The sequence below is a fragment of the Paenibacillus sp. LjRoot153 genome (assembly GCF_964253085.1).
Taxonomy (GTDB): domain Bacteria; phylum Bacillota; class Bacilli; order Paenibacillales; family NBRC-103111; genus Paenibacillus_E.
The window spans coordinates 1,143,564-1,163,508 of sequence record NZ_CAXUQH020000001.1 but is presented as its reverse complement, the minus strand read 5'-3'; the positions used below and the strand labels follow the sequence as shown (position 1 = coordinate 1,163,508).

Annotated in this window: 18 protein-coding genes and 1 pseudogene; 5 read left to right on the top strand and 14 right to left on the bottom strand. The window is 43.0% G+C overall.

The genetic code is table 11. The annotated features are described in order from the left end of the window. Window positions 1-1,070: 1,070 nt before the first annotated feature. Window positions 1,071-1,661 (top strand): hydrolase, encoded by a 591-nt coding sequence (locus tag ACSQ8P_RS05245; protein ID WP_436239459.1) that lies wholly within the window; start codon window positions 1,071-1,073, stop codon window positions 1,659-1,661. Window positions 1,662-1,728: 67 nt separating this feature from the next. Continuing rightward, window positions 1,729-1,899: a hypothetical protein gene (locus ACSQ8P_RS05240; RefSeq protein WP_436234213.1), complete on the top strand. Its 171-nt coding sequence runs from the start codon at window positions 1,729-1,731 to the stop codon at window positions 1,897-1,899. A gap of 237 nt (window positions 1,900-2,136) precedes the next feature. On the opposite strand, the gene ACSQ8P_RS05235 is transcribed toward ACSQ8P_RS05240, so the two are convergent. The 12 genes and pseudogenes from ACSQ8P_RS05235 to ACSQ8P_RS05180 form a co-directional block, all read right to left on the bottom strand. Then, window positions 2,137-3,036, bottom strand: coding sequence for a LysR family transcriptional regulator (locus tag ACSQ8P_RS05235; protein WP_436234212.1), 900 nt, complete (start codon window positions 3,034-3,036; stop codon window positions 2,137-2,139). A gap of 1,229 nt (window positions 3,037-4,265) precedes the next feature. Then, window positions 4,266-5,837, bottom strand: coding sequence for a response regulator (locus ACSQ8P_RS05230; protein WP_436234211.1), 1,572 nt, complete (start codon window positions 5,835-5,837; stop codon window positions 4,266-4,268). After that, on the bottom strand, window positions 5,830-7,731 hold the full coding sequence (locus ACSQ8P_RS05225; RefSeq protein WP_436239458.1) for a sensor histidine kinase: 1,902 nt from the start codon (window positions 7,729-7,731) through the stop codon (window positions 5,830-5,832). The genes ACSQ8P_RS05230 and ACSQ8P_RS05225 overlap by 8 nt, the downstream gene beginning before the upstream one ends. Before the next feature lie 35 nt (window positions 7,732-7,766). After that, the gene (locus ACSQ8P_RS05220; RefSeq protein WP_436234210.1) at window positions 7,767-9,446 is read right to left on the bottom strand and encodes an extracellular solute-binding protein; all 1,680 of its coding nucleotides are present in this window, start codon (window positions 9,444-9,446) and stop codon (window positions 7,767-7,769) included. Window positions 9,447-9,778: 332 nt separating this feature from the next. Continuing rightward, entirely contained in the window at window positions 9,779-10,666 is an 888-nt protein-coding gene (locus ACSQ8P_RS05215; RefSeq protein WP_436234209.1) for a LysR family transcriptional regulator, read from the bottom strand. 364 nt (window positions 10,667-11,030) lie between these two features. Next, on the bottom strand, window positions 11,031-11,630 hold the full coding sequence (locus ACSQ8P_RS05210; protein ID WP_436234208.1) for a nitroreductase family protein: 600 nt from the start codon (window positions 11,628-11,630) through the stop codon (window positions 11,031-11,033). A gap of 116 nt (window positions 11,631-11,746) precedes the next feature. Continuing rightward, window positions 11,747-12,358: a flavin reductase family protein gene (locus ACSQ8P_RS05205; RefSeq protein WP_436234207.1), complete on the bottom strand. Its 612-nt coding sequence runs from the start codon at window positions 12,356-12,358 to the stop codon at window positions 11,747-11,749. Between the two features lie 37 nt (window positions 12,359-12,395). Next, window positions 12,396-13,007, bottom strand: coding sequence for an alpha/beta hydrolase (locus tag ACSQ8P_RS05200; RefSeq protein WP_436234206.1), 612 nt, complete (start codon window positions 13,005-13,007; stop codon window positions 12,396-12,398). Window positions 13,008-13,045: 38 nt separating this feature from the next. After that, window positions 13,046-13,141 (bottom strand): annotated as a pseudogene (locus ACSQ8P_RS05195) (VOC family protein); the annotation flags it as partial. Window positions 13,142-13,346: 205 nt separating this feature from the next. Further along, on the bottom strand, window positions 13,347-13,973 hold the full coding sequence (locus ACSQ8P_RS05190; protein ID WP_436234205.1) for a nitroreductase family protein: 627 nt from the start codon (window positions 13,971-13,973) through the stop codon (window positions 13,347-13,349). 27 nt (window positions 13,974-14,000) lie between these two features. Next, window positions 14,001-14,534: a GNAT family N-acetyltransferase gene (locus tag ACSQ8P_RS05185; protein ID WP_436234204.1), complete on the bottom strand. Its 534-nt coding sequence runs from the start codon at window positions 14,532-14,534 to the stop codon at window positions 14,001-14,003. Continuing rightward, a complete protein-coding gene (locus tag ACSQ8P_RS05180) occupies window positions 14,527-15,477 on the bottom strand; it encodes a ring-cleaving dioxygenase (protein ID WP_436234203.1) in 951 nt (316 codons plus the stop codon). Before ACSQ8P_RS05180 ends, ACSQ8P_RS05185 begins: the two co-directional genes overlap by 8 nt. 293 nt (window positions 15,478-15,770) lie before the next feature. On the opposite strand from ACSQ8P_RS05180, the gene ACSQ8P_RS05175 reads away from it, so the two are divergent. From ACSQ8P_RS05175 to katA, 3 genes are all read left to right on the top strand, one after another. Beyond that, window positions 15,771-16,193: a hypothetical protein gene (locus ACSQ8P_RS05175; protein WP_436234202.1), complete on the top strand. Its 423-nt coding sequence runs from the start codon at window positions 15,771-15,773 to the stop codon at window positions 16,191-16,193. A gap of 63 nt (window positions 16,194-16,256) precedes the next feature. Then, window positions 16,257-17,492: an MFS transporter gene (locus ACSQ8P_RS05170; protein WP_436234201.1), complete on the top strand. Its 1,236-nt coding sequence runs from the start codon at window positions 16,257-16,259 to the stop codon at window positions 17,490-17,492. A gap of 75 nt (window positions 17,493-17,567) precedes the next feature. Next, entirely contained in the window at window positions 17,568-19,025 is a 1,458-nt protein-coding gene (gene katA, locus ACSQ8P_RS05165) for a catalase KatA (protein WP_436234200.1), read from the top strand. A gap of 93 nt (window positions 19,026-19,118) precedes the next feature. Here katA and ACSQ8P_RS05160 read toward each other — a convergent pair whose 3' ends face one another. Both ACSQ8P_RS05160 and ACSQ8P_RS05155 read right to left on the bottom strand, forming a co-directional pair. Continuing rightward, window positions 19,119-19,343, bottom strand: a complete 225-nt coding sequence (locus ACSQ8P_RS05160) for a DUF896 domain-containing protein (protein WP_436239457.1) — start codon at window positions 19,341-19,343, stop codon at window positions 19,119-19,121. A gap of 124 nt (window positions 19,344-19,467) precedes the next feature. Further along, on the bottom strand, window positions 19,468-19,905 hold the full coding sequence (locus ACSQ8P_RS05155) for a Dps family protein (RefSeq protein ID WP_436234199.1): 438 nt from the start codon (window positions 19,903-19,905) through the stop codon (window positions 19,468-19,470). Between the last annotated feature and the right edge of the window lie 40 nt (window positions 19,906-19,945).

Here is a 19,945-nt window from a genome sequence, read left to right as displayed (position 1 = left end):
TCCTATCATATTGAAATTATTATTTATGAACAATTCCATTATTTCTATATCATGTATAGTCATTAGCTATATCTTCAAGGGCGAAGCTAATATAATTTTATTTAAAAGAGGCTGTCCCAAAAGTCATTAAAATGACTTTTGGGACAGCCTCACTTGATACAGAAAACATTCTAATTATCGGCCGTTGCCCGGATGACTTCGAAAAACCAAGCATTTCCGGGTATACATACAACTAATTCTATTAGCAGAACAAAGCATCTATCAATTTGGTTTTCTCTATGGAACATATCGGGAATACTTATGTTATATAGAAGAACGATACTATAATTTTAATCTATAGAACGTATAGAAAAAAGAGAATTGATCGATATATTACGTTTCAATACTATAAGAGCATGCAACGGACTTCATAACTAGTTGTTTCAGATGCTGCCGTAACTAATAAAATGAAAGGTGGGATTCTACATGCTTAATGACAAAACCGATTTGCTTACTGCAGGTAACTCGGCCATCATCCTTATCGACCATTAACCACAAATGTTATTCGGTGTGCAATGTGCCGATAGACAGACCGTCATCAATAATACGGTGTGACTGGCTAAAACGGCAAAAGTATTCAATGCACCATCATCTTAACAACCGTTGTGGCTGTTACCTTCTCGGGTTCAATCCACCCGCAGATTCAAGAAGTTTTAGTCAAGAGACTTATGATGCCGTTATAGAAATTGCTATGCAACATGGCAGCGCTTACAGCGCGGGTGTATTTTATGCCCATACGATGTGGCGGGCACGAAGGGGCATTATGCTTGCCAAAATATAAACAAGTGGATACGGTGTCTGATATTTCAATAAAAAAGGAGCTAACAACCATGAAAAAATTACTTACAAGCCGCACAGTAACAACGCTAGCACTTTTAACTGCTGTCGTATCGACAAGCGCATTCGGATCTATGATCGTTGCAAAGGCAGAAACGCCTGCTGCGACTGCCGCTAGCAAAGACAAACCTGCCATTCAGGCAAAGGCGGTTCCGTCTCCAAGATTGCTGACTCCAACGAACCATACGCTGCTAATGATCGACCACCAACCGCAAATGGCAATTGGTACATCGTCGATTAATATCCAGGATTTGCGTAATAATGTAACTGGACTTGCTAAAGCAGCTAAGGCTTTCAATGTTCCGACCGTTTTGACAACGGTAGCTTCAAAGTCGTTCAGCGGACCGATTTTCCCGGAAATCCAAGCAGTATTCCCTGATCAGCAGCCAATCGACCGTACAACGATGGATGCCTGGGAGGATCAACGTGTTGTAGATAAAGTGAACAGCTATGGTAATAAAAAGCTAGTCATTTCTGGTCTATGGACAGAGGTTTGCGACTTATCAGCTGCGCTTTCCGCGATCGATCAAGGATATGAAGTATACATCGTTACCGATACTTCAGGCGGTGTATCAAAAGAAGCTCACGATATGGCCATTCAGCGCATGATTCAGGCTGGTGTGACACCAATTACTTGGGAACAGTACCTGCTTGAATTGCAACGTGATTGGGCACGTTCCGAAACGTACAAAGCGACAACAGATATTGCTAAAGAACACGGCGGCGCATATGGGTTAGGTATTTTTTACTCACAAGAAATGTTTGGCGGTAAAGAGGGACATTAATCGATAAGCAAGCAAAATTCTAGTCAGTAATTGATAAATGAAGCCATAGGAAGGAAGTGGATGAAAAGTGGTACTAATTCAGGTAAACGAATGGCTGGACGAATACAATGACTATATGCTGCTCTATAAAATGTTCGGTGATCAAATTTATTCTGATGAAGCAAAAGAAATATTGGAGAGCATGAAAAAGTATGTTGTGCTAGTGCTTGAACACTTAAAGCTTACAGCATCTTGTTAAAGAATTTTGCAGAAGTTTGATATTACCTGTTGCCATAGGAGGCCATAGCTCATGGTGGTCAACTCCCCTACATTCCTTCATTCAACCTGTCCATGAAGCGGAGGCCAGATATGCTGCCCGGCAGGATCTCCTCGTCCGTATGGATAGTACCTTTCCGACTCATGTCTAATTGCTGCCTTAGAAACCGAGTTTCTGCCTTCACGATACCATTTCTTCCAAACCTTAAGCTGTGTTGAATTATTTGTGGTGGCCATAGTAGTCTGCCAACTTTTTCGATTGTTCTAGAAAAAAGTTGATACATGGTTGAACCGAAGGATTGTTGTAATGATGTTTTTTAAAAATAAGCTTGATCTCACGAACAGGCGTTGGATCTACAAGACGAATCATTTTCAATTTCTGACCAAAAAAGCTTTCAATTAAAGAAGCAGGTAAAATAGCTACCCCCATCTTATGCAGTACCATAAAAAGAAGAATTTCCGCAGAAGTTGACTCAAACTTTGATTGCAAAGATTTGGTGATCTTATCGCTGAATGTATGAAGTTGCTCGATTACACTTATATCCCTAACAAATAAGGCAGATTCTAAATCTTCTAGCTCCTGAAAAGAAATAACGGTTCGATCTGCCCATGGATGATCCTCATAAACGACCAATGCTTGTTCTTCTTTATATAGGTGCATCATATGAATTTCTTTGTTTGGTTCATGATTGTCGGTAATGCCAATATCGATACTACTATTCAATAATTGCTGTGATGCATTCTCTTGACTGGAAAATTTTAATGTGATATCAGGATACTGTTCATGGAATTTCAAAAACCGGGGTTTTAAACAAAAAAAGTCCATAGACGAGATGCCTATCAAAAGTTTATTTGTTCGAGCATTGCGTAACTCGTAAGTTTCTTTCTTCGATTCTTCAATGAGCCTCATTACGAAAAGAGCTTTTTGGTAAAGTATTTCCCCGGCAGCTGTAATCTTTACCCCTCTACCAACTCTCTCAAACAAAGGGGTTCCAACTTCTCCCTCTAAAAATCGGATCTGTTGACTTAAAGTAGGTTGAGAAATCATTAAAACTTCTGCAGCCTTAGTATAACTTCCTTCTTTGCAAATTTGAATGAAATATTCTAATTGCCTGAACATGAAAATCTCACTCCTGTTTTCACAATAAAGTTGTAACGCACTTAAGCATTTGCTGGTTTGTTTTTGTCCTTCGGTTTCTTGAACATGGCGATTGCCCAGACACCTATACTCACCTGGCTGGCCGATTCTGTTATCCGTTAGCATAGGGTACTTTTCTTGGTGCTTCCCGTACTGGGTGTTCACCCGCTGGTGGTGATGAGCGTGATCGGGGTGATTGCTGGACTTTGTAAACATTATATCAAGGAACCTGTCATGTAATATATCCGCTAGATTTCAGGTAAAGGTTGCTGGATTTTAGGGTTGGTGCGTTGGGAACACTATGTGTGTAGTCTGAAAATATGAATAGCCCGCTTCTCGATTCGCGGAGCTGGACACTGGTTCGCCCAAGAGCACGAGATGTCGAACAGGCCTGGCCGATTACCTGAGCCTGTCTAAGATAAAAACCAAGGAAATCGACCACTTTTGTCTTGGTGGTGTATTTCTCAGTGGCCGGGGCAAATCGGACGTTCCCCTGGGTCTGTAACCCGTCGCTAAAACTGATCGACTCCTACTTGTAAAACCTTGTTTAAACTGGTTGAGACGATTAGATCTCGCATAACAAGCGATGTTATGGAACTATGAGCTGTTTTGGAGGTATTTTTGGGGTACAGCAATTTCACTAAGAAGAGAGAGCTTTTCATAGACTATGTGAGTTGTACTACAAAGAGGAATTTAAAGACCATAAACAACGAGGGGTCCAACTGCTGAATCTTAGGCATCTAACGCATCAATTTTGACTCGCTTACGCAAGTGTATGTACAGGTGGATCTAAGAAGCTTCGTCATGCCCTATATCTCGCTGTACTATGCGGTCTATAAAAGACTGGGAGCAAGATTCACTGGATTTATGACCTTCTAGTGAAACAATACAGGTTTATCGATTTAGTTTAGTCACTACATTTATCGTCCAAAAAAATAACCTTCCAGCATCCGCAGAGAAGGTTAAATAGCGCGCCTATTTTTCAGTATACCGTCATCCCAAACTAATTCAGAGGAAAATGTTGACAAGATATTAGCTGGTTTTAGCTAAGCGATTATCTTCAGCAATCTCCGTTACCACAGGCTCTGATATTGAGACAATGTCTACGATGTGGTCAAGACAACAAATCCCATAGTGTGTAAATGGACCTGGAATATCCTCTGTTGCAAAGGTTCCAACCGATCAAAATCCAGAGTCCTGCTAAGTTCAGTTCAATCATAGCTCACTTGGATTTCAAACAGCCTTCGCTGGCTTCGGTATTCCAGCGCTGTTACGCCTTCGGTATCCTTGAATATTCTCGTAAAATGTTTCACATTTTCGAATCCAACCTGATCACTGATTTCGTACACCTTCAAATCGGAGTGCACCAGCAGTTCCTTCGCCTTGTCCAGCCTTAAACGGCGAACATAGTTCGAGAAACTCTCACCGTAATATTCTTGGAAGGCTTGGCTGAAATACGAGTAATTGAGTGAGAAATGGTTGGACACGACTGCCATGTTCAAATCGTCGGCATAATGGGTCTGCAAGTAGGCGAGAACTTTTTGCATCGTATTTTGCTCCGTAGGCGCTTGCTCTCTCCGATCTTGGATAAACCGATCCAGACTATCGAGAAGCTGCCCAACAACTGCATAATAATGTTCAAATCGATCGAAATTCCCGATATGGCCAACTGAGGCGTACGGACTTAAGAGGCCAAGCACTCTGTTTCCGTATATGCGGAACACCTTGTCGAACAGCTCTTCATTGAGCAGCTGGCTGATCCGTTCCAGGTAGCCGATTTCACAGCAGCTAATGATACGAACATCTAGAATTTGATCGAGGAGCTGTTTCATTTCGTTCCCGCGTCCCATTCCCATGAGATTCGATAATCGTTGAATCAACTCAACAGGAACGACATGCCGCTCATTGCGCTCACTTATGCTGGTGTAGTCCAACACATCGAGTTCTGGAAGCACAATACTGTATTTTAAGGTTTGCTTCGCTTGACTGTATGCCCACCTTATCTGCTCTATCCCATGAACAGACTCGCTAATCGCGATTCGCAGCTGCGGCTCATATACACTCAACCTCCACCGTTCCGCCAACTGGTAGAACATAACCGGATCGCGTGCAATCATAATCGTTCCGCCTTCTCCATCTCGCGTGAGCATCCAATCCATATGCCCTTGTAACAGCTCAGCGATTTGATTCCTGAAAGCAGCAGCATCCGTACTGCTAGGCTGTGATCCTCCAGCGCGTCGCGTAAGCAAGCCCAGCGTATATCCAGCCTCCAACCAGCTAAGGCCGGCCTGCTTCAGCTTGTTCTGTGTTATCGTTTCACCCGCATCCTTCTGGGTCAAATGCTGAGTAACTAGCTCGGCAGCAATAAGGCTGGCATCTTTACCCGCCTTGTCTGCTTGCTCTTCTCTCATCCTTATGTCCCGCATTAATCGTTCCAGGACGGCAAACAATTCCTCCCGCTTCACAGGCTTCACGAGATAATCCTTCACGGCAAAACGAATCGCCTTCTGCGCATATACAAAATGATTATAGCCAGACAGCAGCACAATCTCGGGCCTTATGGGATGCTCTTCCAGTTGCTCAAGCAGTTCGATACCATCCATGATGGGCATCCGAATGTCCGTGAACATAATATCCGAAGGCTCCTGGCGAAGCAGCTCCAGCGCCTCCTGTCCATTCTCGGCAAATCGGTAGTTGAACAGATTAGGAAACTGCCTCTCAATCACCGATTGCAAGCCCCTCCGAATGATCTTCTCGTCGTCGACGATCAGCAAGCTAATCATGGATGTCCGTTCCCCCTCCCATGACCCGATATGGCAAAGTCATGATAATGCATGTATAGCTTCCTTCCTGACTCTTGATCTGAATCCCATATTCCGTCCCATAGCTCATTACTAGGCGTTGGTCCACATTACGCAGACCGATTCCATTGCTGTCGTGGTTATCTTTGCGAACGAATAATTGCCGGACATCCTGGTAAATGGACTCTTCCATTCGGAGCATTCGGTTCAATAAGCCTAGCTTCTCTTCCGATATGCCGCAGCCGTTGTCAGTGATCTCTATGACACAAGCTTTATCACGCCGGACGGCAGAGATCGTAATGACAAGATTTCCGTCGCTGGAATGCATGCGGCTCGTCCCATGCTTGATTGCATTCTCGACTAGGGGCTGCAGTGACATTTTGAGCGATTCCAGCTTGAGGCATTCCGGTGCAATCGACAATCGGAGATCAAGTCTTCCATCATAACGGATGTTCATGACGGATACATAATGCTGGACCTGCTGAATCTCATCGCTGAGCATCACGTGATCCTGCTTCCATTCCAACGAATACCGCATCATACCGCCTAGCGAGGTCATTATGTCCGATATAAGGTACTGCCCTTCAATCTCCGCCAGCATCTTGACGTTCTCCAGCGTATTGTAGAGAAAGTGGGAATCGATCTGGTTCTTCAGCGCCCGAAGCTCGGCTTCTTTGCCTGCCGCCTGCCTAGCTGCCTGCTCTTGAATGAGCTCGTTAATTTTCAGAATGAGCTTATGATAATGCAGGCCCAGCTCTCCTACCTCATCGGTACCGGTTATTGGAGGCAGCTCGACGTCGAAGTTACCGCTTCTTACCTGTTCCATCGATTCTCTTAACGCCTTAAGCCTGCGCAAAATCATCGCCTGCATCGAGTAAGACAGCAGTACGAGAAATGCCACTAGTAACGAAATGAGTACAATATAACGAACTCTCGATTGGTGAATACCTTCCATCGTATCCGCAAGACTAACCATATTGACCAGATGTACGTCAATCGATGGAATATAGCTCTGAATCGCCAAGTAGGACTGCCCTTTAACCTTGAACTGTACCGTCTCGTGATCTGTATTACTCGTCAGCTTCACGCTGTTCATCAATTGCTCCGCGCTGTGCTGCTCGAACACAGGTGAAGCCTTCAAGCTGAATACCTGTCTGCTCCTTGTTACTACGACTAGCTGGGATTTCATGTCCTGCACACTACTGAACGTTCGAGAGAAGAAATTCGACAGCTTCATCGATATCTCTAGAATCCCGTTATGTGTTGCGTTGTCCGCATATTTGAATTCCTGCAAGTATGTCATGAAGGGCTCATTCGGCGATGGTTCGGATGGCGCACCGGTGAGGACGACGTTATCCTGTATCTCCCACCAGGGCAAACCGCTCTGATTTATCACCTCATCATGCCAAGGTTTGTCCTGAATACGTGATTCCTGTAGGATGACTGGCCAAATCTCATTCACATAAGGGTTGTCCGTGAACAACCGGACATTCGCAATTCGTGGATTGTTGAACAGAAAATATTGAAAGCTGTTGACCACATCCTTCTTAATATGAAGAACATGTGCTGTATCCTGAATTTGTTCAATTTGCAGAAAATTGTTCATTTCCCGATTGGATAATGCAAGCTGACCGGTCCATCCCATCAGCTCAATGTTATTCTCAATGTTTATCTTCTCGACCGCCAGCACATTCTCGTTGTTCTTCGTCAATTCTTCCATTGCCTTGGTGGAATCTTCATTGAGCGTATACCAGGAGAATAGAACAACCGGTATGAAGATAACGAACACAAATGACAGAATCAGTTTGACTTGAAGCGAAAGTTTAAACGTAAATGCACGTATCCCCAATAACCAACGGATTACCGCGAATCCCATCTCCTGCTTCACATCCTGCTACTTCCTCTATAAAACTATTGATTGAGCGACGACTTCAGCTTCTGTACATTTCGTTCATAGGCTGCTTGGCGGCTAGCTACAATGGCTTCATACTCGTGATCCTTGGTAATGCTGTTCATGAATTCGGTGAACAGTTGATCGAATTCAGCATCCGAGTTGGACATCAGCAGCTTTGGCAGCGTCTCGGCCCAGAGCCGCGTGTTTCTGCCCTCTGCAATACCTTCTTTCGTCGTCGGGTCCGGATCCAGATTGTCGAACTCGGTCATGCTGATCGTCTTGCCCCTCGTCCAATCGGCAATTTGTTTGGCAGGCTCAGCATCCATTCCCGTCATCCATGCTAGATTCTTGTTCGTATCCATTAGCATCCAATACATATAAGAACCGCCATATTTTCTATTGAACGCTTGGCGGTCGGTGTTGAGCAGATGCATGACCTCCGGCAGGAACTGATCTTTGCCGTCTATCGTATCGTAGGTAACGCCCTTCTTTCCTAAGAACAGATCCTTGTTTCCCTCTTCGCTGAGCAAATAGCTGAGGAAGGCAATTGCCCGTTTCTTATCCTTGACGTTCTTCGAGATGAGCGTCACCGTCCAACCGGAGACGCCATTTCCTGCAAGTGTTGGCGCATCATGCGCATCATTCGCCGGACCATCAATCGCGATATACACCTTATTTGGGTCCTTCTGATACAACGCTTTATTAATCTCTGAAAAATCAGACCACTGATACAGCATGGCAAAATAACGCCCTTGCGATATTTTTTCATCCTTCTCCAGTCGTTTTTCATCAATATAGACATCTGTCGGCATCAGCCCGTCCTTATTCGCTTGGCGGAACACCTTCAGCCATTTCAGATAGGTTGGATCGCTTCGACGGTCGTAAAGTTTGCCGTTTTTCTGCTGCGGAATTGCTAGGAAGTTCTGAAGATACGCTTCCAGCGAATAGTTACCGGTTTCCGTAAATTCATGCAGGCCAATCGGAATGAGCGGATGGCCATCCACTTCAGGAAACTTCTCCTTCGCAGCCTTCAGAGCGCCGAGAAACCCTTCCGGCGTGCTCATATCTGGCTTCCCAAGTGCTTCATACATGTCTTTCCGAACAACAAATGTCTGATTAGATGTAAAAAGCTGACCATATTTTCGATAATCCGCAGGGGATGAAGATGCATTCGGGTAGCCATACACATTGCCGTTAGCCTGTGTATACCAGCTAAGTTTCGCTGGGTCTGCGACTTTAAAAAAATAAGGATCATACTGGTCCGCTAGCTCATTCAATGGAAGCACCATATCTCCCTTGATCATCTTCAGCGCGGAATCCTCGTACCAGCCTAGCGTTATGAAATCAGGAAGCGACCTTGCTGCCATCATCGTGTTGAGCTTCTCGCTGGCATCGCCAGCAGGCATGATAAAGTTCAAGCTGACGCCAGTCTTCTTCGTTATATAATCGGAAACGACGTTTCCTCCCCACTTGCTAGTGAACCAATCGAAATTGATATACCAGTCAAACGTAATCGGTTTCGTGTCTAGCTTCCAGGCAGGCTCATCCGGGGAAGGCTTCGTTTGAGAAGCATCTGCCTTCATAAGATTGGCGTTAGAGTTCGTATGATCCTCAGCAGTGTTCCCAAAACAAGCCGCTAACGTCAAACACATCATCATAGCTAGCAAAAGTATTGCTGATTTACGCATTTTACCCATTCATTATGCTCCTTCGTCTGTGTAGGTTGGCGAACTTAATGTCCTATGTATAGGAAAGTGGTGATCTTGCCAAACGCAAACAGGCTTTCAGCCATGCAGAACCATCCTGCTAGTATAAAGGTTACTGCAAAAAAAATAAAGAGCTTACATTTTAGGTAGGGTTACTATATTTCAGGTTTCTTAAGCCGCCAACGCTAAACGAGCATGACAAGGAAATATTCCTTCGTCATGCTCGCGTTCGTTAGCTATGATGTTCTAGTTATGATACATTACGCGATAGATCATCGCAGCTGCTATAGGGTAAAATAAGAATCTCTTGTCCTACTTCTTCATTATTGCAGCACCGCTTGGACATATGAATTCATCTCTTGAATGAATTTGCGTACAGTGGACTTCGTAGTAACGGAATTAAGATATACAAGAGATATATCCCAACATGGAACATTGCCTTCTAATTTTACAATACGCAAAGAATCGTCCCTTAGACCTTCGAGCAAAGATGTTGGTATAAGAGCTGCTCCAAGTCCATGACGGACCCCATGAATCAATACTGAAATGGAGGACGTTTCTATTATCGACTTCAAGGTAAACCCATAAGAGAAACAATACATTTCAATTAATGAATTGTTTTGTTCTCGAAACATGATCGAATTCATTTGCTTCAAGGATCGAAAAGGAATCGAAGATTTATCGGCCAAAGGATGTTCTGAATGAATCAATAGCGCCATTTCTTGTCTATACAAATGAGTCGAAATGACCGAAGCATCAGAAATCGGATTTGCAGTAATTCCAATGTCTACCCTTTGCTCCAAAACTTTATTCTCGGCATCCTCTGCAGCGATAATTTCCAATAAAATATTCGGGTACTTTTCGCGAAATCTCATGAAATAAGGAGCAAGGTATCCAAGCTCAGCAGGACAACATCCAATAGAAATTGTTTCTCTAGATATATTGTTTCGGCCATATATTTCATTTCGCGCCTCTTCAAGAAGATTCATAATAGCGTTGCCCTTATTCAAGAGAATTTTTCCCGCTTCCGTTACTTCAACTCCCCTACTTACCCGATCGAACAATGGAATATTATACTCATCTTCCAAAACCCGAATTTGCTGACTTAGTGTAGGCTGAGTCACACCTAATTCTTCTTTAGCTTTAGTGAAACTTCCCGATTTGCATATTTGAATAAAATATTCAAGCTGGCGAAGCTCTATATAGATCACCCCGATCATCCCAGAATTGGAAAGTACTGATGTATGAAACCGCCCCCAAGTGCCCATCCCTGTTCTCAAGGAACACTTGCGTATTTTGCATCCAAAATTCCCGTATCGGGTTGATTGCTGGACTTTGTAAACATTATAACAAGGAACCTGTCATGTAATATATCCGCTAGATTTCAGGTGAAGGTTGCTAGATTTTAGGGTTGGTGCGTTGGGAACACTATGTGTGTAGTCTGAAAATATGAAGAGCCTGCTTCTCGATTGGAAGCAGGCTCTTCTTTTACTAGGTTTTTAATTCGGAGGCAGTTCGACTTCAGCCAGTCGGGAAACATAGCCCCATGCATTATCATACCAGGCAGCTAATCGATTAAGTAAAATATTTCACACGCTCAGATACCGAATATATCGCTTTTTCCCCTGGCGTCGAAGTTGGCTTACCGAACGGCATCTGCGCAATGAGCTTCCACTGCGCCGGCAGTCCCCATTCTTTGACCACCTCTTGATCGATAAGCGGATTGTAGTGCTGAAGGGAAGCTCCCAGCCCCTCTTGTACAAATGCCGTCCAGATCACAAATTGAAGCATGGCCGATGACTGATTAGACCAAATCGGGAAATTATCTGCATACAAGGCAAACTGCATTTGCATTTCCTCTACTACACTTTGATCTTCGAAGAAAAGAATCGTTCCATAACCGCTGGAAAAGCCATTTATTCGCTCTTCCGTCGATGCAAATCGATCTTCAGGAACGATCTTTCTAAGAGTCTCCTTCGTGATGTTCCATAACTTATCGGACTGCTCAGCCAATAAAACGACGACTCGGGCACTTTGTGAATTGAATGCAGTAGGAGAATATTTTACAGCGTCATCAACAATCTCTTGAATACGAGCTTGCGATACAATCTGTTCTTTGCTCAATCCGTAAAAACTTCTTCTTTCCTTAACGGCTTTCATAAAAGCTTGACTCAATTTAAACGCCTCCGTCAGTTTATTTATTCCTTATTTATTCTTTAAGCCAAGTGTTCGCAAGTGACAAAGGTAATATCTTCTTAACCCTGCGTTTTTAGTTTGGCATCCTATTGGGCCTACTGGGGCCGCTTTATTGAAAATCGTTCTCCGAGCTTCGAATAGGAATCTCCTGCGAGCCGACTTACCGGCTGAAGTTTATTAGGATCAATCCGGCCTTCCTGATATAAAGATTCATGAATATGGAAGTGAACGATGCGCCCGATCAATAGATCGCAACCTGGCATTGCTGTATTCCCTCCAAGGGGTATCGCCTGCTCAAGGACACACTCCATTCTAATCTTGGCTTCAGCTACACCTGGAACATCAATTGCTGTACTAGGAACAGGAGTTAAGCGGGCCCATTCGACTTCACTTTCATGTGACGGCAAGTTGACCGCCGTTTGATTGATGGCCTCAATATTCGACTCATCCGAGATGTGAACGACAAACGCCCCCTTTTCTATCGCATTTCTTGAGGTGTCTTTCTGTTTGCCCTGTAGCCGTTGTACGGAAATCGACAGCATGGGCGGATTCGAAGTAACGATATTAAAATAGCTGAAAGGGGCAGCATTCAGTATGCCGTCTGTCGAGAGAGTCGTCACAAACGCAATCGGTCGAGGAAGAATACTCCCGATTAGCAGCTTATAATTGTCCCGTTCCGTTTGATTGTTGGGATTGATCGATATCAATGTTACCCTTCTTCCACATATAAAGTATGAGAACAGGTTAGGAATAGAAATGCTTTTTGAACCATTGAGCTGCCGCATTGATTTCTTGGTGCGTTAACTGATGACCCGCATGTTCCCAATGTATTTCAACGGAAGAGCCTGCACCTTCCAATAGCGACTGCAGCTCTCTGGTTTCTTGTTGAGAAGAGATCGGATCATTCGTTCCGGCACCAATAAATATAGGAATTTGAGCTAATTCGGGAAGTATTATACCTCGACGAGGAACCATGGGATGGAATAGAATCGCACCTCTTAATGCGTTCTTACAATGAAACAAGAGGCTTCCTGCAATGTTGGCACCGTTTGAATACCCGATGGCCACAACATTCTGGCGGTCGAATTCATATTTGTTCGCTACTTGATCAATGAATCCGTTCAACTCTTCCGTTCGAAGCAAAAGGTCCTCCTCGTCAAACGCACCCTCAGCCAATCTTCTGAAAAATCGAGCCATTCCATTCTCCTGAACCACACCTCGAATACTTAGAGCATTGGAGTCCGGGGCGATCCTTTGAGCAATCGGCAATAAATCGTTTTCCGTCCCGCCCGTGCCATGTAATAAAAGAAGCGTCGGCAGCTTCGGACTTGAGCCTTTTCGAAAAATATATTTCATGGCTTGAACGCTCCAATTCACGCACTTGAATGGGAGTTTACAAGCCGAAGACCCAGGACTCCAGCATAAAAATCTACATTGGCCTGCGCGTCTCTCACGAAAGAAGTAATATGATGTTTTCCTGACGTTTTCATGACGGTACTCATCTTGCACGACACTCCTTCTTTTGGTTTTACGATTTTTATAAAATATATTTACTTGATTCCTATGATAGGGGAAAGAAAATCGGAAAACCATTCCATTATTTCTATATTTTTATAGTTAATAACTATATCCAGCACTAACTTCAGCTAATCGTGAAGCATAACCCCATTCGTTATCATACCATGCCAGCTATTTTTAAAATTGATTATAACTAACGAACTCACGAACGGGTTTACGATAACCTCGTGGCCGTTGTTTGGAGGTATCCTCCTTACCTATTCCAACCAATAAGACAGGCACATATCGATCAGGAATGTGGAGTGCTTGCCGCATCAATTCAGGATCAAAACCGATCATTGGACATGTATCCCAACCTTTTTCCTTTGCAGTAAGCATAAATAACTGTGCAGATAAGGAGGCGTTACGAATGGCCTCATCCCGCATAAAGCTTTCTCCTCTATCTTCATAAAATTTTGTAACCGATTCGACTGTCATATTGTATTCTTGTTTATTAATTACCCCTAGATTAAGAAAACCTTCATTTATTCTTGCTGCATCCTTATAAGCATCCATGCTGCCAAGCACTAGAATTACGGCAGATGCTGTTTGGACCTTATATTGTTTTAATGCTGCTTGATATACATCTTCTTTGACAACGGGGTCTTTCACCACTACATAATGAGTATGCTGCAAATTAAATGCCGAAGGGGCAAATTTTACAACATTAAAAATCTCTTCAAGTTCTCGTTCAGATATTTCTGTTTCAGGGATAAATTTATTTGCAGATCTTCGCTCTTTAACCACTGAAATAAAATCGGCCAATTGAACACGCTCCTCAGAAAAGAATGATCATTTTAATAATACGTCATCATAATCATTATGTTGGTCAAATTGACTTTTGGCGAAAGGGCATAGCGGCATAATCTTTATCCCTTTCTCTCTAGCAAATTCGACCACTCGCCTAACTAATTCTTGTCCTACACCTTGCCCTCGCAGACGATCGGAAACAAACGTGTGATCTACAATTATGATATTATTCCCAGTTGGAACATAATGTATTTCTGCATCTCTTTGATTCTTTTCTCCTACATAAAAACTGTTCGTATCTTTATTAATCTCAATCATTATGGTTACCCCATTTAGTAAGGTTTGATTTTCCTTTCTAATATATTGCAAAGCGCCACTTGGGCATTTATCAATAATATCTGCAATTTTGTCAGCTGTTTCTTCATCTGTTTGAATCCATGGTTTCTTATTAACGTTGAACACTCTTGGTAACCCTCTAACGCAATTTGCCGAATGAGTGCATCTTCCATAGTGGAAAATAACCTTAATATCTTTCCCTTTATATATTTTGAATCCTTCATTAAATTTTTCATTCATCCTTTTCTGACTCCAACACACGTACTTTGATAGGTGATAAACCTTTTTCAATTTCTGCACGGTTAACCTCAAACCATTCCGGAAGCATCAGTTTTTCACCTAATTCATCTGGCTGCTCATCAACTGCAAATCCGGGTGGATCCGTGGCGATTTCAAACAGTATACCGCCTTCTTCACGAAAGTAAATCGCATTGAAATATTGCCGGTCGATAATGGGTGTAGGATGAAGACCATGTTGCTCAACATTAGTTCTCCATGAAGCATGATCTTCATTATCCTTTGAGCGCCATGCAATATGATGAACCGTGCCGGCTCCACTTATGCCCCACCCCATTGCCCCAATGTTTACGTCAATAACATTACCAATACTCCCCTTCGATTTATAGCGAATAAAGTCTTCTTCTTGTTCCACCTTTTGAAGGCCTAGGACCTGCTCTAGTACATTCATCGTTTTTTCAGGAGCGGTACTATAAAGGACAGCGCCGCCAAAACCTTTGATAGCTTTATCTATTGAAACACCACCGAACGACCAATGACTCAAATGCCCTTCCTCGCGCTCCACAATCTCTAGCTGTAAGCCATCCGGATCTGAAAATGTTAAGTAAATCTCATCAAACCTAGTCCTTATAAAATAAGGAACATTGAAGCTTTCTAGGCGCACTTTCCAAAAATCTAGTGCACCTAAAGGAACGACATATGTAGTTATACCGACCTGCCCTCCACCAATACGCCCTTTACGACCTTCATATGGAAAGAATGTAATTATAGTGCCTGGACTGCCTGCATCATTACCGAAATATAAATGGTAAACTTCCGGAGCGTCAAAGTTGATCGTTTTTTTTACAAGTCTCAGACCTAGCACCCCTGCATAAAAGTCCACATTTTTTTGCGCATTCATTACAAAAGCCGTTATATGGTGGATTCCATCTGTATGTTTTTCCATTTTGCAAACACTCCTCACATGATCTTCACCTGTTTATGTCCTATCATATTGAAATCATCATTCATGAACAATTCCATTATTTCTATATCATGTATAGTCATTAGCTATATCTTCAAGGGCGAAGCTAATATAAACAATATCTATACTAGATATAGTCAAATTCATATTGATAGTTGCCTATCAGGGCTTATAAGATAAAACTGAATAAACTTCCAATTAAAAGAAGTTTAAGTTTTAGGATAATTCCCGGCCGGATGAATTGTTCTTTATTACATGAATAAGGGGGAAATTCTATGGGAGTACGTTTTTTAAAAATGGCAGTCGTTTATATTTTGGTTGGTATTTGCATCGGTATTTACATGGGTACAACACTTAACTTTGCATTAACAAGCGTACACGCTCATACAAATCTTTTCGGGTGGGCAACATTGGCTCTTTGCGGATTTACGTATCTTCGTTTTCCCAAAGCAGCAGAATCTCCTCTAGCGAAGTGGCACTTCTGGTTGCAAGGCATTGGCCTGCCCATCATGCTTATTACCCTCACTTTAATGGCCCATGGCTACGCTCCAGATTGGATTACCACGTTAAAGCGTATCGGTGAAGCAGTAGCTGGAACCGGCATCTTGATTTTTGCAATCAATGTTTTTACTAACGTAAAAGCAATGGATATTCATAATAACCATACGCATGATGCTTCCATGATGCTCAAAAAGTAGCCGTTTGATTAGCTGAACATAAATAATCCATCTAAAAAATCTGAAGAAAAAGGGGGTAGGATCTTGGTTAACAAACCGTTGTCCAACTCGTCAAATTTCTCATTCATTACCGTCGTCCTTTTCTGGTGTACATTAGTTGTAGTATCTTGTGTGTATTTAACGATCCCATTAATAACGATTTTTGCAGACGTATTCAAGGTGTCGTCTTCTCAAGCTGCTTGGGCTGGCAGTGCTTTTTCGTTTGCTTTTGCAGGTGGAGGGCTGTTTTTTGGAGTTTTATCCGATCGTTTTGGGCGAAAAAAAATGATGTTGTCAGGGTTACTATTGCTAACTGTAATAACTCCTCTAATCGGAAGCGTCAGCAGCTTATCTTGGCTTGTTGCCCTTCGGGCCATCCAGGGTTTAGCAGCATCCATGTTCCCTCCGTCTGTCTTAGCCTACGCCATGGAAATGTTTCCGATAAAAAGAAGAATAACCATTATTGGGTTCATCAGTACGGCATTTTTAATGGCAAGTATCGTTGGACAAATATATAGCAGCTATATTGTCTTATACTTTAGTTGGTCTTATATTTTCTATATTCTTTTTGCGGTGTATTTAATATCCTTTATATTGATTACCTTTTTTGTTCCAAACGATAAAACACAACAACCAGATGGTAGCTTCCTTTCTGCCTTTTTGCGAATAGGCTATATTTTCAAAAGGAAGAGTCTACCTCTTTGCTACATCATTTCGGCTACGCTCTTTATTTCGCTTGTTGGTTTTTTCACGACACTTGGAAGTTATTTAAACAGTTCGCTCTTCGGATTAAGTCACCAAGATATTCTATGGGTTCGTGCGGTTGGTATTATAGGAATGCTAGTAGCACCGTTTGATGGAAGATTGGTTGCGAAAATGGGAGTCAAAAACGTTTTATGGTGTGGATTGATCTTTGCTGGAATCGGCTTGGGATTGTTAGGCCTCTGGCCTAACCTCATTTTTTTAGTTTCGATGAGTGTCGTGTTTATTATTGGAATTGCTATGGCTCTTCCCGCATTGATCTCACTAATTGGTCACATTGCGGGGGAGATCCGGGCGATCGCGGTTTCGTTCCACATGTTTATGGTGTTCATAGGTGCATCACTTGGGCCGATTCTTTCGATTTATCTGATCAATCACGGAGGCTTTTTATTCTCTTTTGAAGTATTAGCTGGATTGTTGTGCTTAAGCTTGATTGTCCCCTTTTTTATTCGTTTAGAAGAACCACGCAGTTACTCAGCATCATCCCAAAACGAGACCTACGCGAACTCAGCGAAATGATTCGGGATCGTATCCGGTAAATCCGGTTCACCAAGGCTCATCGTTGTATCCATTTATTACTTTGGAGGTTTATACATGGAAACTCAAAATGGCCATTTAACAACAAGTTGGGGCGCTCCCGTTGGAGATAACCAGAACTCCTTGACTGCCGGCTCACGCGGTCCAACCCTTATTCAAGACGTCCACCTTCTGGAAAAGCTTGCCCATTTCAACCGGGAACGCGTCCCCGAACGTGTTGTGCATGCCAAAGGTGCCGGCGCACACGGATATTTTGAAGTAACCAACGATGTTTCCACCTATACAAAGGCCCGCTTTTTGTCTGAGGTTGGCAAACGTACACCGATTTTTATACGCTTCTCCACGGTAGCAGGTGAACTAGGATCGGCAGATACCGTACGTGACCCGCGTGGCTTTGCTGTAAAGTTTTATACAGAAGAAGGAAACTATGATTTGGTGGGCAATAACACGCCTGTCTTCTTCATTCGGGATGCCATTAAATTTCCGGATTTCATTCATACCCAGAAACGCCACCCTCAAACTCATCTAAAAAACCCCAATGCTGTTTGGGATTTCTGGTCCTTGTCTCCCGAATCCTTGCATCAAGTCACTATCTTGATGTCCGATCGTGGTATTCCTGCGACTCTCCGTCATATGCATGGCTTCGGAAGCCATACGTTTAAGTGGGTCAATGCGGACGGACAAGGCATTTGGGTCAAATATCATTTTAAAACGGAACAAGGCGTGAAGAACCTGAATGTCGAGCTGGCCGCCAAGCTTGCCGGTGAAAACCCAGATTATCATATCGAGGATTTATTTAACGCCATTGACAAAGGTGACTTCCCCGCATGGAAGCTGTATGTACAAATGATGCCGATGGAAGATGCCAAGACCTATCGTTTCGATCCTTTCGATGTAACGAAAGTGTGGTCGCAAAAAGATTACCCTCTTATCGAGGTTGGACGCATGGTCCTCAACCAAAACCCGGACAATTATTTTGCCGAAGTAGAGCAAGCAACCTTCTCCCCTGGAGCGTTCGTATCCGGTATTGAGGCTTCACCGGATAAAATGTTGCAAGGCCGTTTATTCGCCTATGCCGATGCTCACCGGTATCGGGTTGGGACAAACCACAATACCCTTCCAATTAATAAACCTGTTGTCGAAGTAAATAACAACCAGCGCGATGGCCAAATGCGTTTCGATCCCAATGGGGGAAATTCGATATACTATGAACCAAACAGTTATGGCGGAGCTGTCGAAGCTGCAGCGCATAAGACAGCCCCGTTTGAAGTAACCGGTCCAGCCGATAGCGTCCCGTATGACCAGGATGATCATTACACTCAAGCTGGTGACCTGTATCGATTGCTTAGTGTAGAGGAACGCAGCCGTTTAATAAATAACATTGTAATTGCCATGAAGCCAGTAGAGAATGATGAAATCAAACTCCTTCAAATCTCTCACTTCTATCAAGCGGATCCCGAATGGGGGCAAGCGATCGCCGAGGGGCTTGGTTTAAGAGTTCCACAACTGACTTAATACGATCCGTCGAAAAAGAGCAGTTCACACAGCAAATAGTAGCTGGGGAACTGCTCTTTTTTTACTGAAGGAATTCTCCATTACACTAGCCAGCTAAATTTTCGGCTCTTCTTTCTCGTGCACCAGCTTTAACGGAGTTACGTCATTACCTTCTGGGTCTACAACGGATAAGCTTAACATGGTAGACAAAACTTGGCCTCTAATAAGCCGCAAATACTCTTGACGCAATGCTGCTTGTTCAGATTTCTCCTCTTCTGTCAAACCAATTCCGCGTTGTTTCCTGCTCAGCTGGTTGATACGCCCAAGAATAGGGATCATTCTCTTCACCTCAATATCAAAAATTCCTCATATTTAAAGGAAAAGACCTTCAAGAAAGGTAGCTTTTTAAGGCCGCTCTCTTTCAGGTCTTTCAGCAATCCATTATTCTTTGGAAAGATTTCAATTATCCTAAGTACGACTTCAACATCCATACATGCTTTTCCAGGGAGCTATGAATCGACAAAAGCATATCACTAGTTGTCTCATCGCCTTCACGGGATGCAATACTCATACCCTCTTTAAGCTCACCAACAATAATCCCAAAATCTGCTACAAGCGTGCGGACCATTTCATTTGCATCCTCATTGCCCACTGCATCTTTTACTGTAGATTTTTCAATAATTTCATAAAGTGTCGCTACTGGATTACCGCCTAATGCCAGCAGACGCTCGGCAAGATTGTCCACATGAAGTGCAGCTTCTGTATAAAGTTCTTCGAACTTTAGATGTAAAGTGAAGAACTGCGACCCTTTAACATACCAGTGATAGTTATGAAGTTTGGTGAATAACAGACTCCAATTAGCGATTTGAATATTAAGCACTTCCGTTAGTTTTTCTGTCATCAAAAAACTCCTTTCAAATTTAGCAAAATTTCCAACTATA